This is a genomic window from Nitrosospira multiformis (genome assembly GCF_900110185.1).
GTDB classification, from domain to species: domain Bacteria; phylum Pseudomonadota; class Gammaproteobacteria; order Burkholderiales; family Nitrosomonadaceae; genus Nitrosospira; species Nitrosospira multiformis_A.
Genome location: NZ_FOCT01000004.1, coordinates 46,549 through 63,802 on the forward strand (window position 1 = coordinate 46,549; position 17,254 = coordinate 63,802).

Annotated in this window: 15 protein-coding genes; 4 read left to right on the top strand and 11 right to left on the bottom strand. The window is 54.4% G+C overall.

All coding sequences use genetic code 11. The annotated features are described in order from the left end of the window. Positions 1–3 precede the first annotated feature (3 nt). From BMY01_RS05860 to BMY01_RS05870, 3 genes are read right to left on the bottom strand one after another with little or no spacing between them, the layout of a single operon-like run. Complete coding sequence (locus tag BMY01_RS05860) at positions 4–789, bottom strand: ABC transporter ATP-binding protein (RefSeq protein ID WP_074745250.1); 786 nt, start codon at positions 787–789, stop codon at positions 4–6. A gap of 47 nt (positions 790–836) precedes the next feature. Next, positions 837–2,915, bottom strand: coding sequence for an ATP-dependent DNA helicase RecG (gene recG, locus BMY01_RS05865; RefSeq protein ID WP_074745252.1), 2,079 nt, complete (start codon positions 2,913–2,915; stop codon positions 837–839). Positions 2,916–2,974: 59 nt separating this feature from the next. Beyond that, positions 2,975–3,364: a RidA family protein gene (locus tag BMY01_RS05870; protein WP_074707524.1), complete on the bottom strand. Its 390-nt coding sequence runs from the start codon at positions 3,362–3,364 to the stop codon at positions 2,975–2,977. Between the two features lie 104 nt (positions 3,365–3,468). Here BMY01_RS05870 and murA point away from each other — a divergent pair, with 104 nt between their 5' ends. Continuing rightward, positions 3,469–4,719 (top strand): UDP-N-acetylglucosamine 1-carboxyvinyltransferase, encoded by a 1,251-nt coding sequence (gene murA / locus BMY01_RS05875; RefSeq protein WP_074745254.1) that lies wholly within the window; start codon positions 3,469–3,471, stop codon positions 4,717–4,719. 143 nt (positions 4,720–4,862) lie between these two features. On the opposite strand, the gene BMY01_RS05880 is transcribed toward murA, so the two are convergent. Continuing rightward, the gene (locus BMY01_RS05880; protein ID WP_074745256.1) at positions 4,863–5,576 is read right to left on the bottom strand and encodes a formylglycine-generating enzyme family protein; all 714 of its coding nucleotides are present in this window, start codon (positions 5,574–5,576) and stop codon (positions 4,863–4,865) included. A 200-nt stretch (positions 5,577–5,776) separates the two neighbouring features. On the opposite strand from BMY01_RS05880, the gene BMY01_RS05885 reads away from it, so the two are divergent. Then, on the top strand, positions 5,777–6,094 hold the full coding sequence (locus BMY01_RS05885; RefSeq protein ID WP_074745258.1) for a hypothetical protein: 318 nt from the start codon (positions 5,777–5,779) through the stop codon (positions 6,092–6,094). A gap of 221 nt (positions 6,095–6,315) precedes the next feature. On the opposite strand, the gene ettA is transcribed toward BMY01_RS05885, so the two are convergent. Then, complete coding sequence (gene ettA / locus BMY01_RS05890; protein ID WP_074745260.1) at positions 6,316–7,980, bottom strand: energy-dependent translational throttle protein EttA; 1,665 nt, start codon at positions 7,978–7,980, stop codon at positions 6,316–6,318. Between the two features lie 265 nt (positions 7,981–8,245). Here ettA and BMY01_RS05895 point away from each other — a divergent pair, with 265 nt between their 5' ends. Next, a complete protein-coding gene (locus BMY01_RS05895) occupies positions 8,246–8,575 on the top strand; it encodes a hypothetical protein (protein ID WP_074745262.1) in 330 nt (109 codons plus the stop codon). Positions 8,576–8,659: 84 nt separating this feature from the next. On the opposite strand, the gene BMY01_RS05900 is transcribed toward BMY01_RS05895, so the two are convergent. Further along, entirely contained in the window at positions 8,660–9,391 is a 732-nt protein-coding gene (locus BMY01_RS05900; protein WP_074745264.1) for a glutathione S-transferase family protein, read from the bottom strand. A 292-nt stretch (positions 9,392–9,683) separates the two neighbouring features. On the opposite strand from BMY01_RS05900, the gene djlA reads away from it, so the two are divergent. Further along, complete coding sequence (djlA, locus tag BMY01_RS05905) at positions 9,684–10,457, top strand: co-chaperone DjlA (protein WP_074745266.1); 774 nt, start codon at positions 9,684–9,686, stop codon at positions 10,455–10,457. Between the two features lie 48 nt (positions 10,458–10,505). On the opposite strand, the gene BMY01_RS05910 is transcribed toward djlA, so the two are convergent. The 5 genes from BMY01_RS05910 to BMY01_RS05930 all read right to left on the bottom strand — a co-directional run bounded on the left by BMY01_RS05910 (position 10,506) and on the right by BMY01_RS05930 (position 17,182). Then, the gene (locus BMY01_RS05910) at positions 10,506–11,666 is read right to left on the bottom strand and encodes a lipocalin-like domain-containing protein (protein WP_074745268.1); all 1,161 of its coding nucleotides are present in this window, start codon (positions 11,664–11,666) and stop codon (positions 10,506–10,508) included. Then, positions 11,666–14,233, bottom strand: coding sequence for an FtsX-like permease family protein (locus BMY01_RS05915; protein WP_074745270.1), 2,568 nt, complete (start codon positions 14,231–14,233; stop codon positions 11,666–11,668). Before BMY01_RS05915 ends, BMY01_RS05910 begins: the two co-directional genes overlap by 1 nt. Beyond that, entirely contained in the window at positions 14,230–14,925 is a 696-nt protein-coding gene (locus BMY01_RS05920; protein WP_074745571.1) for an ABC transporter ATP-binding protein, read from the bottom strand. Before BMY01_RS05920 ends, BMY01_RS05915 begins: the two co-directional genes overlap by 4 nt. Positions 14,926–15,310: 385 nt before the next feature. After that, positions 15,311–15,811 (bottom strand): hypothetical protein, encoded by a 501-nt coding sequence (locus tag BMY01_RS05925; RefSeq protein ID WP_074745272.1) that lies wholly within the window; start codon positions 15,809–15,811, stop codon positions 15,311–15,313. Positions 15,812–16,186: 375 nt separating this feature from the next. Beyond that, complete coding sequence (locus BMY01_RS05930) at positions 16,187–17,182, bottom strand: PstS family phosphate ABC transporter substrate-binding protein (RefSeq protein WP_074745274.1); 996 nt, start codon at positions 17,180–17,182, stop codon at positions 16,187–16,189. Positions 17,183–17,254: the final 72 nt, after the last annotated feature.

Genomic DNA, 17,254 nt, shown 5'->3' on the forward strand with positions numbered 1-17,254 from the left:
AGATTATACACTCGGCACCGTTTGCGGGAAGAAATGGTGCTGCCGGCCTGCGATGAACTCCCCCAGATTACAGTGATAAAGCGCTTCAAGATTATCACGCTTGAGCACCTCGTCTATACTGCCACTCATGGCAGGGCCGTCGTCGAACAGCAGCAATGCGTGGTCGCAGAATCTGACTGCCCAGCCGATATCGTGCAGCACCATTGCGACGGAACTGCCCCGCTTCACCAATTCGCTGAACAGGATCATGGTCTCGAGTTGATGGCGCAGATCGAGGTGTTGCAAAGGCTCATCCAGCAGATAGCATTTGGGCGACTGGGCAAGCAGCAAGGCGATACGCGCGCGCTGGCGCTCGCCGCCGGAAAGCGTAGCGAGTAGACGGTCGGCAAGGCCGGCCAGTTCCATTTGCTCGATAACACGAGATGTCATCTCGAGGTCGATCGCCTGCCAGCCGAGCATTCTGGTTGCATGAGGATGCCGTCCGAGCAGCACGTATTCATGCACCGTACCCCAGAACTCGCCGGGTTCATCCTGCAACAGAATGCCGAGATTGCGGGCAAGTTCCCGCCGGGACCACTGCCCAAGCGCCCTCCCCGCGATGGTTACGGATGAATCCTGTCCCGCCTTCACTTGGTTCAGTCCACCCAGGGCATGTATCAATGTCGTCTTGCCGCAGCCGTTCCGGCCGAGAATCGCCCAGCATTCCCCCGGGTTGATGGTGAGGTTCAGATTGCGGCACAGCAATTTGCCGGGATGCTGCAAGGTCAGGTTTCTGGTTTGTAGAATCATTCACGAGTTCGAAAAATCCGCGATGAAGAACCGCGAGATCGTTCTTTTTATGCCCTCAGGTATTCGCTTTTCCTTCCCAGCCAGCGGTGGAGATGGCGTTTTGCCGCTTCCGGATAATCACGCAGCAATTCCCCGGCAATCGTCCGTGCCGTATCGAGCAGGGCTTCATCCCGTTCCAGATCAGCGAAGCGCAGCATAGGGAGTCCGCTCTGGCGCGCACCCAGGAATTCGCCGGGCCCCCGCAGCCGCAGATCCTGACGCGCTATTTCAAAGCCATCCGTGTTTTCAAAAATAATCTTGAGTCGCTCACGCGCGTTTGTGGAGAGGGGTTGCTGATACATCAATATGCATACGCCACCGGTTGCACCTCGTCCGATCCGTCCGCGTAGTTGGTGCAATTGCGCAAGGCCCATGCGTTCTGCATGCTCGATCACCATCAGCGACGCATTGGGCACATCCACGCCTACTTCGATCACTGTTGTCGCTACGAGGAGATGGATTTCACCTCGCGCAAATGCTTCCATCACATCGGATTTCTCCTGAAATGAAAGCCTGCCATGCACCAAGCCGATTCTCAATTCCGGAAAAGTTTCGGTCAGCCCCTGGTGGGTTTCCAGCGCGGTCTTGAGCTGCAATGCCTCAGACTCCTGGATCAGCGGACATACCCAGTAGGCCTGCTTTCCCTCACGGCAGGCTTCCCGTACGCGCGCCGTTACCTCGTCGCGACGGGTGTCGGCGACAAGCTTGGTTACCACCGGTACGCGTCCGGGCGGCATTTCGTCTATTACGGACACATCCAGATCAGCGTAATAGCTCATCGAAAGGGTACGTGGAATGGGCGTTGCACTCATCATCAACTGGTGGGGCATGGCGTACGCTCCAGCCCCTTTTTCTCGCAATGCCAACCGCTGGTGAACACCAAAGCGATGTTGTTCGTCAATAACCACAAGTCCCAACCTGTCAAACTCCACCTGGTTCTGGAACAATGCATGTGTCCCGATGGCAAGCAGGGCGTTGCCGGCAGCAATATCGGCAAGCGTGGTTTCCCGTTCCTTCTTTTTCTGATTGCCGCCGAGCCACGCGATCCGCAGCCCGCCCGGCTCCAGCAGGGGGGCAAGCCATGTGGAGAGTTTCCGATAATGCTGCTCCGCAAGAATCTCGGTTGGCGCCATCAGTGCTGCCTGAAAATTATTTTCGATCGATTGCAGCACAGCCAGTGCGGCAACGATCGTTTTGCCGCTTCCCACGTCACCCTGCAACAAGCGTTGCATGGGATGGGGCTCCGTCAGATCGCGGCTGATTTCGGCGAAAGCCTTCTTCTGGGCTTGAGTGAGATCGAAAGGCAGCAACTTCAGCAGTGCTCTGGTCAAATCGTTTTTTGCTATCAGAACAGGGGCGCTGCCATTGCGCCGCTGCTGATAATGCACCCGCATCGACAATTGCTGCGCCAGCAATTCATCGAATTTGATCCGCTGCCAGGCGGGATGAGTGCGCTCCCGCAATAGAGCGGGCGGTGCATCCGGTGGGGGTTGGTGCAGGAATAGCACACTGTCCTTGAAACCCTGAAGCTGACAGCGTTCACGTACGGCATCGGGCAGCGTTTCGGAGAGAGTTCCCTCAGGGTTTCCGCCATCTCCTGTTTGCAGCACCCGGGAAATCAGTTTGCGCAGTGCTTCGGAAGGAAGTCCGGCTGTAGAGGGGTAAATCGGAGTGAGCGCGTCCGGCAGGGGCACATTCCCGCGTAAAATCCGGCACTTGGGGTGAACCATTTCAACACCGAAAAAGCCGGGGCGCGCCTCTCCCAGCAAGCGCACCCGCGTGCCCACCGAATATGCTTTTACCTGACTGCCGTAAAAATTCAGGAAGCGCACGAACAAAACACCTGTTCCATCCTCCACCTGGCATACCAGTTGCCGCCGTGGCCGGTACATAACTTCGCTTCGGGTGATCATGCCTTCGACCTGCACTGTTCGATCGGCAGGTACATCATTGATTGGGTAGAGGTGCGTCTCGTCCTCGTAGCGAAACGGTAAATGCAGTATCAGGCTTGAAGCATCGGTAATGCCGAGTTTGACGAGCTTGTCCCTGATTGTCCCGCTGATGGGAGAGATGGCGAGCGACTGCATTCGTCGTGGAGACGCATCCTTTAAGCTAGCGCGCGGTTTCCTGTATCACACCTCAGTCCTTATGCTGGCACCACCAATACCGCATCAATCTCCACCAGCGCGTTCCGCGGGAGCGCCGATACGCCGATGGCGGCGCGCGCAGGGTAGGGCGTGCTGAAATATTGCACCATGATTTCATTCACCTTCTGGAAATTGGAAAGGTCCGTGAGATAGACGTTCAATTTGACGATATCCCGGAGGCTGCCTCCACCAGCCGCTGCAACTGCCGTCAGGTTCTGGAATACCCGATGGATTTGATTCTCGATGCCTTCCACCATCTGCATGGTAGAGGGTTCGAGACCGATCTGACCGGAAATGTAGATGGTATCGCCTCCGCTGACGCGTATTCCCTGGGAATAAGTGCCGATAGCCTGCGGCGCATCCGTTGTATGTATCGTCTTTTTTTCCATCTTATCTCCTTTGGTTGATATTACTTTGGCATAATAAGCCGAAATTTGAAACTACGGGTACCGTGTTTGCGATATGATGACGGGAACCTCAGCACATTTCAACCATGCAAAAACTGATCATTCAGGGAGGCGTGCGGCTTTCCGGCGATGTAACCATTTCCGGAGCCAAGAACGCGGCGCTGCCTATCCTGTGCGCCTCCCTGCTTACCGGGAAAACCCTCGTCGTCGAAAACGTTCCGCATCTGAATGATATAACTACCATGCTGGACCTGCTCCAGCAGATGGGGGTTCGAATCAATGTCGACAGCAACCGTACGACTGAACTGACTGCGGCATATCTTTCCAATCTCGTTGCGCCGTACGAAATGGTGAAAACCATGCGGGCTGCAATTCTGGTGCTGGGCCCGATGCTTGCGCGGGCGGGTGCCGCAAAAGTGTCGCTGCCGGGTGGGTGCGCCATTGGTCTGCGTCCCGTTGATCAGCATATAAAAGGATTGCAGGCAATGGGTGCGGAGATCGAGATCGAGCACGGTTATATTCATGCAAAGGCGAAACGCCTTAACGGCGCGCATATCGTGATGGATATCGTCACTGTTACCGGCACTGAAAACCTGATGATGGCGGCCACGCTGGCGGAGGGGACGACTGTGCTGGAAAATGCGGCACGGGAACCGGAAGTGATGGATCTCGCGAACTGCCTTATCGCCATGGGGGCTAAAATTCAGGGAGTCGGAACGGACATCATCACCATTGAAGGCGTAGAAAGCCTGCATGGTACCAACTATCGCGTCATGCCCGATCGTATCGAAAGCGGCACATTCCTGGTAGCAGCCGCAGCCAGCGGTGGCGAAATATATCTCAGGCAGACGCGCACCGACACAATGGATGCGGTGCTCGACAAGCTGATGGAAGCGGGGGCTGCCATCGAGTCGGGTGAAGACTGGATACACCTGAAAATGAATAATCCCCCGAAATCGGTAAACCTGCGGACGGCACCTTATCCCGCATTTCCTACCGATATGCAGGCGCAATTTATGGTATTGAATACCATCGCTACCGGAACCGCAATCATTACCGAAACCATATTCGAGAATCGCTTCATGCACGTGCAGGAATTGGAGCGCATGAATGCCGATATCAAAGTCGAAGGCAATACCGCGGTGGTATGCGGTGTGGGCGGGCTCGATGGAGCGAATGTCATGGCGACCGATCTGCGTGCTTCGGCCTGTCTGGTCCTGGCCGGGCTGATTGCCCGGGGTGAAACGATCGTTGACCGTATTTATCATCTTGACCGTGGTTATGAACGGATCGAAGAGAAGCTGTCGGCATTGGGTGCACGAATCAGGCGCAGTTGAGGTATTGCAACCAAACGAATTATTTGAGCTATCCATCATGCTTAGCTCAGTCTGGCCGATGTCCTCACTCTCCTCTCCCACTTGTGGGAGAGGAGTCGGGAGAGAGGGAAAAAATTGCGAGGGGAAAAAAGAGCGAGTGGGCTTCAGGGTAACGTCATTGCAGGTCGAAAACCCAGATAGCGCATACGTTTGTTGGTATCGAACCAGTTGCACATACCTGCCCGCATATCCTGCGGCCGGTGATTCCAGGAGCCTCCGCACAGGAGGCGCTTTGCACAATTCCCTTTCCGGCAGGTATCCGTCCACTGCCAGACATTACCCATCATATCGTGCAGGCCAAAGGCATTGGGTTTGAAACTGCCGACGGGAGCGGTTCTCCTGTTATCCCACTCGCTCCCGCATCCATCGCAATTGGCGTTATTGCGCCCGACGTCGTTGCCCCAATAGTATTGGGTAGTCGCGCCCGCCAAGGCGGCGACTTCCCATTCCTCTTCCGTGGGCAGCCGATAAGTCTTGCCCGACTTATCCGACAGCCATCGCAGATAAGCCTGGGCGTCATCCCAGCTTACGTTTACAACCGGTCTTTTACCGCGCCCCCAGCCATTATCGGGGGGAACATATCCGCCGCAGCCGCCTCCTTCAACACACGCCTCCCAGTCGTCGAACGTCACGGCGTATTTACCCATGGCAAATTTCTTGCCTGCAATGGATACCATTTCAGGGCAGACAGGACACGCTTTTGCGGAGTTCAAGGTATTGTTTTCGCTCGCCGTCACCGGATTGCAAAAGAACGCGCCAATGCTTATGAATAGCGCGAAAACCGGGATGTACAGGCAGCGAAGATATACCAATTTCATGAGTTGTATCTGAACAAGTGAAAAGACTGATCAGCAAATTTGATAATTGTATAGAAAAGCCATTGATATCCAAAACTTCACGAAGTATCAGATTAATGCAGGCAATATGTATGTTAACGTACGGAATGACATTGGAATCAGGCGTACTGTGCGATTTCAGTCACCTTCAATCAATCGTTGAGCTGATAAGGAGAGTAATCATGAAACGTTCTTCTTTGATATCCGGGCCCGCACTGCTTCCAATTGTCGCGGCATTTGTTCTCGGTGTCAGTGCATCGGGTGGAGTCTATGCTGGTGAGTACGATATGCCGGACGAGATCGGGCCGGCTGATTCTCCAGCTGTTCGCGATACGAATGGTAAAGGCGATAAGAGCATCAAGCAAAGATTGCACATGAAGGAAGGCACTTCAATGAGAAAAGGTCAGGATAATTCCAGATACCAGACCGACGGCACTGAAAGGTATGAGGAGAAGAAGGATTCCAGCGGCACGGGGCCGAAGCGCGAAGGTCGCTATTGATAGACCAGGCCGCGGTCATTCTCCTCTGACGATCGCTTTCTCTTGGCATAGCCATAGCGGACTAGACGTTCACGTTTGGTCCTGAGACCTTGCGTTTTGCTGATTCCTTCCTCCACTGTAGGCTCCCTCTCCCCAGCGGGGAGAGGGTTGGGGAGAGGAGGGTTCCCGAGTTTATCGGGGATCGAACGGGATCGGGACAGGAAAGCCAGCCTGCTCAGCACTTACCGATTGATCGGCTTATACCTGATTCGCTTGGGTTTTGCGGCTTCCTCCCCGAGGCGTTTCCGCTTGTCGGCTTCATATTCCTGGTAATTGCCATCGAAGAATGCCACCTGCGAATTGCCTTCGAACGACAGGATATGGGTAGCGATACGGTCAAGGAACCAGCGGTCATGCGAGATGACCATCACGCATCCCGCAAACTCTAGCAACGCATCTTCCAGCGCTCGCAACGTTTCGACATCGAGGTCGTTGGAAGGCTCATCCAGCAATAGTACGTTGCCCCCGGCGATAAGCGTTTTAGCCAGGTGAAGTCTTCCACGTTCACCGCCGGACAAGTTGCCCACTATCTTCTGCTGGTCCGAGCCCTTGAAATTGAAGCGACCGAGATAGGCGCGTGCTGGCGTTTCATATCTGCCGACCGTCAGGATGTCATGCCCATCCGAGATCGCATCAAATACGGTTTTACCGTCTTCCAAAGCGGCCCGTGATTGATCCACGTGGGCAATTTTGACGGTTGCGCCGATTTCTATATTGCCCGAATCCGGCTGCTCCTTTCCTGTAATCATCCGGAAAAGAGTGGATTTTCCGGCTCCATTCGGACCGATGATGCCGACAATGGCACCGGGAGGCACCTTGAAACTCAGGTTATCGATCAGCAGGCGATCGCCATATGCTTTCGATACGTTCCTGAACTCGATGACTTCGTTACCCAGTCTTTCGGCTACGGGAATGAAGATCTCCTGCGTCTCGTTACGTTTCTGGTACTCCTGCGAATTGAGTTCATCAAAGCGCGCAATACGCGCCTTGGATTTCGCCTGGCGTCCCTTGGGGTTCTGTCGTACCCATTCCAGCTCTTTTTTCAGCGCTTTCTGGCGTGCCGACTCGGCTGATTCTTCCTGTTTCAGGCGGGTTTCTTTCTGCTCCAGCCAGGAACTGTAATTGCCCTTCCACGGGATGCCGTGCCCGCGGTCGAGCTCCAGGATCCATTCCGCCGCGTTATCGAGAAAATAGCGATCGTGCGTCACTGCCACCACGGTGCCCGGAAACCGCGTAAGGAATTGCTCCAGCCATTCCACTGACTCCGCATCCAAGTGGTTGGTAGGTTCGTCCAGCAATAGCATGTCCGGTTTGGACAGCAGCAATTTGCATAACGCGACGCGCCGTTTCTCGCCACCTGAGAGATTCTTCACGGTGGCATCCCATTCCGGCAAACGCAGCGCATCGGCTGCGATTTCCATCTGCTGACCGAGGTTTCCGCCGCTGGCGGCGATGATTGCTTCAAGCCGGCTTTGCTCCGACGCTAGGGCATCGAAGTCTGCATCCGGCTCGGCGTAGGCAGCGTAAACTTCCTCCAGTTTCTGCTGTGCGTTGAATACCTCGCCGAGTCCTTCCTGCACCGCTTCGCGTACCGTGTGCTCAGCATTGAGCTGCGGTTCCTGCGGAAGGTAGCCGATATTGAGGTTGGGCATGGCAGTGACTTCGCCCTCGATATCCTTGTCCACGCCCGCCATGATTTTCAGAACGGTGGATTTGCCCGAACCGTTGAGTCCCAGCAAACCTATCTTTGCGCCGGGAAAAAAACTGATGGAAATATCCTTGAGTATCGTGCGCCGGGGCGGGACCACTTTGCCCACCCGGTTCATGGTAAGTACGTATTGGGCCATAACTGAATGAAAAATTGAAAAAATTCGAGTTTAACGCATGAGAGCGCCAGCATGAAGCACTATTCGAACAGAATATTCTTCTGCTGTTTCATGTATCGAAAATCACGCAATAAATGCTGAGTTAGAGTTATTTCTTTATAATTCCTCCTGCCCTTGGCAGTAGAAAGATTTCTTTACCTGAACCATGGACTACTGATTTTTTGCGCGTGGCCGGATCCGCCCCGGCTTCGGTTATGCACGGTTGGCGGTTGATTGGAGGAAATAAATGCTGTTCTCTTTGAGAAGCGCGGCGCTTGTCACCATTGCCGCGGGTAGTTTATTGGTCGGTTGCGCGACCTCGGAAAAAGTACAAGTGGTGCAGCCCGGTGACCCGAACCTGTCCTGCAATGCAATCAAGGGGGAACTTGCGAGGCTTGACAAAGCACAAGCTGACATAGATTCAAAGAAAGGAGTTACTGGAACCAATGTTGCAGCGGCTCTTTTGTGGCTTCCGGGCTTGGCCTATACCTATTACGATGCCGGGGAGGCAACCCGGTTGGTCAGTGACAGGAGGAGTGCGCTTACGACTATCTATAACAACAAAAATTGCCAGTAGCCGTCGCCTGGTCTGTTTGAACTGCTTGCCCTGAAAGGGGCAAGCATCAGGGCCGCAAATTGTGCAGCCCCAGAAAAAATTTTCTCATGCCTTGTTCTTGCGCGATGTCGCCCGGGCAAGGCGCTCGGCATTATCCCTGGTGTCGTACATATTAATAACAGACTTGTTCTTTGCCGCCTTTTCCATTCGGGCCCGAATTTCGGCTGCCATTTCATTATTGCGCTGCACTGCGGGACGAGCCTCCATTGCAGTAAACCAGCGTATGAAGTTCGGGAAGGTCTCTCCATCGACGCCGCGCTCCGCATGCCCTTTACACCAGGGGTAGGTGGCGATATCGGCGATTGAATATTCATCGCACCCGAGCCACGCGGATTCACCCAGCCGGTTTTCCAGCACTCGATAGAGGCGCAGCGACTCATCGTTGTACCTGTCCCGCGCGTACTGGTTATCTCTGGCCTGCCGATTGAAATGGTTCGCCTGCCCGAACATGGGGCCGATATGCGCAACTTGGAAGAACAGCCATTGCAGCGTGTCATAGCGCTTACGGGCATCGACAGGCAGGAATCTGCCTGTTTTCTCCGCGAGATAAAGGAGGATCGCACATGATTCCATCATTGTGTATGAACCACCCCCTGGCCCCTCCGTATCCACGATCGCGGGAATCTTGTTATTGGGATTGAGTTTCAGATGTTCAGGCTGGAATTGCTCCCCTACATTGATATCGACGTCGATGTGTTTCCATTCGATTCCGATTTCCTCCAGCATGATCATCACTTTCTGGCCGTTCGGGGTTGGACTGGAATGCAGTTCGATCATGATTCCTCCTATGTCACTTTCAGGGCAGGTACTTTCCGTCATTCACTGGCGGATGGCAAAGCGCAGCCTAGCATCGTCTGGTTTGTCTTGCTGCCCCGTTGTTGTGCTCATTGTCGTCATTGTTTTGCCAAGGGGCGGCTGTAACGGAGTGGTACTGTTCGACAGGGAAAAAGGTTCAGCATGGCGCAGAGGCATTTACTGATATTATTTCATTCATCATTGCTCTTTCCTCAGAATAACGGCGCACCGAATCATTTTTTTGCCGTTTTCATGTCTGTCAAAGGAAGCTCGCTTGTTCAAAATAATTTTAACCCTGTTAGGGTTTTACTTCTTCGGCATTTTCGGCGCATTTCTCGGATACATTGCCGGCAGCTTCATCGATCGTTACCGTGCTTACGGCGCAGGTGCAATCAATCCGTTTACGAGTGCCCAGCGGCAGACGGTTTTTCTCGAAACCGTTTTCATACTCATGGGAAAACTTGCCAAGGCAGACGGGCATATTTCCCAGGAGGAGATTAACCATGTTGAAGACTTCATGCAGAAGCTGGGAATGTCGGCGGAGCATCGGCAGAGAGCCATCTCGCTTTTTAAACAGGGCACAGCGCCTGGTTTTGATCACGTGCCCAAGCTGAATGAGTTCATGATTGTTTGCGGGCACACCCATAACCTTGCGCAGATGCTTCTGGTTTATCTTATCGTCATGGCAGTGGCGGACGGACACATGGACGCGGCCGAGGAGAACCTGTTAAGAGATGTGGCGCGCTATCTTGGCTATGATTCATCTGCATTCCGCCAACTAGTGGACATGGTGCTGAGTCAGTCGCATTTTGCCGGGGGTCAGCCTCCCTCGGCTACCACTCTTGACGATGCCTATAAAGCGCTGGGGGTGACCCGGGAAAGCAGCGACCAGGAAATCAAGCGTGCCTATCGCAAGCTGATGAGTCAGTATCATCCCGATAAACTGATGGGGCAGGGCATGCCGGAAGATATGATTGCAATGGCCACCGCAAAATCTCAGGAAGTGCAGGCTGCCTATGATTTGATCAGGAAGAGCCGGAATATGTAGGTAGTGCCTTGAACCGCATTGGCTTCCTGGCCAGCCTGTTTTGAATGCTTAGAGACTCAACGGTTCCATATAACCGGTCAGTTCGAGATAGCCGCGCCCCGCGGGTTCACCGTCGCGGGTAACGGTCACCGCGCCCTCCCAATAAACTGCACCGGTGGATTGCCGCGAGTCAAGTTCCTGGTCGTCCATCAGGGGTGTGAGAACCCAGACGGTAGTGCCGGTCTGGATTCGTATTTTGACTGGATAGGTGGTGTTTGTGCGTGTTGAATGCCAGGTGCGTTGCGGCTCAAAGCTTACCTGATCCGGTTCAAAGCGCGTGAAGTGCCCTGACGGCTCCCGGATCCCGGCATACGCCCAGACCTTGCTGCCGTCCTTGCCGCGGATCTGAAACGCCATCAGGGCTGATCCGTCGTCTAGATTGGCGCCGACCCAATCCCATCCCACCGCTTTCGGATCGAGGTAGGCGGTAGACCACTCGTGGTCGAGCCACGCGATGCCCTTCACGGCGATTTCCTCGCCATCGCGCGTTACTTTCCCACTTACCTGCAGGTGAGGCTCACTGTAGTAATAGCTGGCCTGCTCAGGGTGCGGCCCCTTTCTGGAAAAACCGTTGAGATCTTGCAGCATGGGGGATTGCGCGGGCGTCAGCGAAAAATCGAGCCGGAAATGGTCTGCTTTTATGCGAGTCTGATAACGCCCGTTTTCCTCCCGCACCATAAACCAATCGCCCAGTTTGACGTTCGTGTTGTCCTCTGTGGTATATGCCAGGCCAAAACCATCCCGTGCACTTTTCTGGTCATGCAGAAGTTTACCCACTGCCGGATCAGACAAGGCGGCGTGGGCAATGATGAGGTCTCTGGGGGCAAAGCGGCTGGGGTTGGCGCGATCGTGTTCGGTCGCCACACGGAAAAAGGTGATCTGGAAGCCAAGCGGTTCTTTTTCGGGTGTTTCCAGCCAGCCGGTTACATACCACCACTCATTTCTGAAACCAGGATGCGCCCCGAAATCCCGTGGGAACACAAGGGGCACGTTTCGAACTACCGGTGATAGTTGTGGCCGTTCCGCCAGAACGCGACCGGTGGTAAAGAAAGCAAGGAACAAAGCTGCAACAAGGAAAGCGGTTCCAGTCAGCCGTTTGAATCCGGCATCGTGCCACCTTTGTTTGCGGGAACGGGTGAAATATCCGGGATTACGCTTTACGGCTCGCATTACCAGTCCTCCCTTACGGCGCGTACTGCATTGCCCGAAACTGCATGGCGCCCCGATGCCACTGCCGTGAATGCAGCCAGAAACATCAGTGTCAGCGCCACGCTCAAGAGACTCTCCCAGGGGAGACTCAATTGCATGGTCCAGTGGAACGATTGGGGGTTCACGATAAAAACCAGGATCAGGCTGATACATCCTCCAAGCACAAAGCCGAGCAGAACGCCGAGCGCTGTCAGCAGACCTCCTTCTATTGCCAGCATGCCGAGTATCTGGCGCCGTGTCATGCCGATGTGGCGCAGCATTCCAAATTCTTTGATGCGCCCCAAGGCCTGCGCCGAGAAGCTGGCCGCAACACCGAGCAGGCCAATGATTATTGCCACACCTTCAAGCAGATAGGTTACGGCAAAGCTGCGGTCAAAAATATCCAGGCTCAGCGCGCGTATCTGACCCGGATCGGAAAACTTCAGCGCATTGCCAAACGGGAGCTGCCTCATCGACTCGATTACCTGTTCCGGCGCCACCCCTTGCTCCAGCCAAAGTGCGGCATCATTCACGAGTCGGTCGTCCGTCAGCGCCTGGTAATCAGCCAAGCGCATCTGTATCGCGCCGAATTGCCGCCCATAGTCGCGCCATACTCCTGCCACGATAAACGTGCGTGCGGGAATAGCGATGGGTAGCGTGACGTCCTTGCCGAGCGTATAACCGTATAAATCCACCATGGGTTCGGAAACCCAGATCGGAATTGCACCTTTCGGAAGCTGGGCAACCGGAATCGATTCGCCTGTCAGCGGCAACGTATTGCCGGGCTCGGATATATCGATGGGACGCGCGATCAGCGTGATATTGGGGCGGCTTGGATCGAGCATCAGTTTGGAGGAGCGGAAAAAGTCCACTCGCATGAGACCCGGCGTTTCCGCCAGTGCTTTCATCTCATCCGGGGTTAGGCCCCGCGTATCTCCGCTCGCTGCGGTTTCGACATACAGATCGGCAGGCAGGATATGCCTCAACCAGTCATCGACCGATACGCGAAAACTTGCAACCATGATCGCCATGGCGACCATCAGGGTAAAGCTTGCCAGTATGCCGCCAAGGGCGATCGCGGCCTGATTGGGGGCATTGGCGAGCCGCGCCAATGCCGTGGTTAGCACCGGCCGGGCGCGGCTCGCGTGCTGCGCCATACGGAATACGACAGTGAAAATGAGTGCAGAAAGGGGCGGCATGAGAATAATGCCGCCCGTCAGCAGTTGCGCTACGGCAAGATAACCGAAAATCGGCAAATCGAAAATTGGCGGCAATCGGGTAAACAGGATGCCCGAAGCAAGGAAAAGCAATCCCGGCCACGGATTCCCCAGTCTGGCGAGCGCCGTATCTTCGCTTCCGGATTTCAATGCGGGCGCTGGAAGAGCCGTGGCTGCTTCCCAGGCAGGAGCGGCACTGCCAAGCAAGGTAATGCCCACCCCCAGAATGAAAAAGACCATTGCGGCCATAGGGTCGAAATGCATGACAGGTTTTATTCCAGGGAAAAAACCCCCTCCGAGGTCTCCGCTAAAATAATGCAGCGCGCTGGTGGCTGTGGCATAACCGAGAGCAAGGCCGAGCAGCGACCCGACGAAGCCAAGAATGGCTCCCTCCCATAAGACCTGTCCCAGCATTTGTTTGCGCGTGAAGCCGAGCACCCGCAACAGGGCGAACTGATGTCTTCGCCGGACAATGGATAGCGCCTGCGTGGAGAATACCAGAAAGGTGCCGGTAAACAGCGCTACCATCGCAAGCACGTTCAGGTTCACCCGATAGGCACGCGACATGTTTGCCACCCGGGTTTCCCGGGTGGTGGGTTCGGCAACGAGGTACTGGTTTTGGGGCTCCAGTTCCTGCTCGAGTTGCGCCTTGAATGCAGCTTTATCAGTGCCGGGAAGCAGTTTCAACTCGACGCGCGATAGCTGGCCGAGACGATGAAACCGCCATTGCGCCGTGGCAATATCCATTACCCCAATGCACTGTCCCGCCCGCGCCCTGCGCAAGCCCCCGGCAACCCGCAGTGCAACTGTCTGGGTGCCTACACTCAGGTTCAGGATGTCGCCTTGCTTTACCCCTAGCCATTCCATTGCGGCGGGAGAGAGGAAAATGGCGTCATCCGCAAGGACATCGAACAGCTTGTCTTCTGCCGGAATCCCGATCAGGTCGGGCGCCATGACCGAGGCACGAAAAATATCCAGCCCGAGAATTTTCAGGGTGGCGTCTTTGCGTTCCTTCGAATGGTTGGGGAGGGCGACGTCGAGTTCCAGTACGGGATTTGCCAGCTCGACATCCTCTTGCTCTGCCAGCAGTGGATAAATCGATTCGTCGATTGTGGCCTGCGGCCCACGCACTTCAAGATCCGACTCGCCGGAAAGGCTGCGGGCGGCAGCGGAAAATTCGTTGAAGGCGGCGGTATTGATGAGGTGGATGGCAAACCCGAGCGCCACCCCGAGCGCGATTGCGATCACGGCGACGCCTGACTGAAGCCTGTGAGCCTGCCATTCCCCCGATAGCAGCCAACGAGCGAGTATGCTCCTGTTGCGCCACCTCATTTTATTTGCTTCGGCAAGTCCGCAGCCTTTTCCGCCACAAAGGGATGCAGCCCATCCTTTGTCAGCACGAGAACGCGATCTGCCGTTGCTGCGGCGGCATGCGAATGGGTGACAATAATGCCGGAAGCGCCATTCGCCTTGATCTCCCGGCGCATGAGCATGAGGATATCGTGCGCCGTATCCGGGTCCAGGTTGCCTGTGGGTTCATCAGCGAGAATCAATTTCGGCCGATGTATCAGGGCGCGGGCGATCGCGACGCGCTGTAATTCTCCCCCCGACAGGTGACGGGGAAAATGATGGCCCCGGCCAGGCAGGCCGACCGCATCCAGCATGTGTTCCGTACCTCCGGCAGGAATGCCATTCAGAAGCAGGGGCAGGGCTATGTTCTGGCTCAGGGTCAGGTGGGGCAGGACGTGAAATGCCTGGAAAACGAAGCCGAATTCCCTGCGCCGCAAGCGAGTGGCAGCGTCATCGTCCAGTGATGACAGAGTAATGCCGTCAATCAGTATCTCGCCTGTATCGGGCACATCCAGGCCAGCGATCAGATTCAGCAGCGTCGATTTTCCGACACCGGACTCACCCATGATCGCCACATATTCCCCCGCCCTCAAGGTATAGGACAGATCCGTCAGCACTTGTCGTCCATCCCCGGCGCTGGAGTAGGCTTTGCCGATATGACGTAACTCCAGTATTGCCGGCTTCAGGTCAAGCGCGACCTGTTGTCCTGTCGAAGATTTTCCCAAGGGCTGGTTCCTCCACGCCGCGGCGGACGGCGCGTCCATGCTATTCAAAAACGTTATTGTAACCTTTTGTTTGACCGAAGGAACCTCACGGCAGAATCCGCCAGTTGGGATCATACATGTTCTATTTATATATGACCCATTTTCCTCTTCGCAGATTCAAAATCAAAAATCAGGGCAGACTATTTTCAAGAATAACCTGGAGTAGTCATTTGGAATAGAAGGAAGATTATCGCAATTTCTTAGAAATTGCGGACAATTTAACCGATGAAAATGGGGACAGATGGTTTCTGTCCCCATTTTCATGCGGTGTAGGCGGGACAGGAGAAGCGAACGTCTATTCGTAACGGATAAATTCTTCCGCCAGCGCATCAACGCCATGACGCCTGATCAGCGCATCGATCTCCGCAAGCAAGGTGTCGTCTTCATCATCCTCCAGAACACCGTCGCCAACCAGTTTTGCAGTCAGGCCACCGGTGATGGCGTCTCGCACTGTGCCGAGCGTAGGGGGATTTTCACGATTTTCGTCATCGACTACGGCTTCTATTGCCCGTGTAAGTGCCTCGCTCGCATCGCTTCTCACAAAATCAATGGCCAACGCATCTCCTCCATATTCCTCGATCAATACATCGAGTTCGTCAAGGAGTGAGGCGTCCATGTCGAAATGGTGCAGTCGCTCAGCTTCATCCAATGCAGAAGGCAGCAGACCGGCGATGAAAGTCCGAACCGTGACAAGCGTAACAGGCTGTTCTGCATCCGGATCGTTGACACGGCTGTCGATAAGCAGCGAGAGATTGGGGCTGACCCGGGTGTCAACATCTACTGGATAACGTATCATGGTCTTGTACTCTGAAAGTTTTGCTGGGGTTACGAATAGCTATAACTCGGTCTTTCCTTTCATTTACCTTTCATCTGCTGCCGCAAGCTGCAGGCAGGTGTATACGACAGCGATTTGATTATTGATGGTTGTTTTTCAGTTTAGGTTTCAGTATGAAAAAGTCAATTCGACCTTATTCTGGATTGCCTGTCGCCGTAATGAGGTGCTGCTGATCTTGGGCGGATGAAGCACGTGGCTGGTGGATTTATTGAGAAGGACGCTCTCGCCGGCTAGTTCGCTCGGGCTACTGCTGGTTTGACGGGCTATCCCTTTGCTCGCGTTAGGACAGCCCTTTTCTTCTAGAATGGAAAATATTGTCAAGAAAGAATCAGCAGGTCAAAGACTGGCCTCACGCTTGAGCAATTCTTCGATCTGAACCCCCACCTCCGGCTGGCCGTTAAAAACTGTGCCAAGCTTCTTCTTGTTCAGGTGTTCCAGGTTAGTGGTGTAAGCTTGAGCCGGCAGCGGAAAGTATTTGACTTCCTTTACCAGAGGCGATGCATTTTTCATATAGAACTCAAGAAATTCCCTGACCTCGGGTTTTTCCGTCGCCTTGATGCTGATGTAAATGAAAATCGGGCGAGACAATGGTTGGTAGCTTCCATCTTCCACCGTTTCAACCGATGGAATAATACCGCCTTTGCCTCCATCAACAGCGAGCGCCCTAAGCTTTTTCTGATTTTCGTTGTAGTAAGCGAAGCCAAAATACCCGAGTGCGTTTTTATCGCTCGCTACCCCCTGTACCAGCACGTTGTCGTCTTCGGAAGCGGTGAAATCCCCCCGACTCGACTTGGCCTTTCCAACAATGGCTTCCGTAAAGTAATCAAAGGTGCCGGAATCTGCTCCCGGGCCGTAAAGTTTTATCGGTTCATCCGGCCATGCCGAGTTTACCTGCTTCCAACTGGTTATTTTCCCTTGGGCATCGGGTTCCCAAATCTTCTTCAAATCTGCAACGGTAATGACTTTAACCCAATCATTTCTAGGATTTGCCACGACCGTCAATGCATCGTACGCCACTGGCATTTCAACGTATTGCACCCCGGCAGCTTTACATGCGTCCATTTCTTTTTTCAGGATAGGACGCGAAGCGTTGGCGATGTCTATCTCACCGCGGCAAAATTTCTTGAAGCCGCCTCCCGTGCCTGAAATACCAACTGTGACTTTAGCGGCACCCTTCTTGGCTATTTGAAAATCTTCCGCCACCGCCTCGGTAATGGGAAAAACAGTGCTGGAACCGTCAATTTTTATGACTGGCTCAGCATGCACGACGCTGACAGCTCCAAGCAGTGCGCCCAATACTACTACTATCTCAATACGCAGCAATTTCAGCATTTTGTTCTCCTAAAGAGGGTTTTATTATTTCCTTTTGCAGGCTAGTTATGACACGGGATGACTTGAGCATAA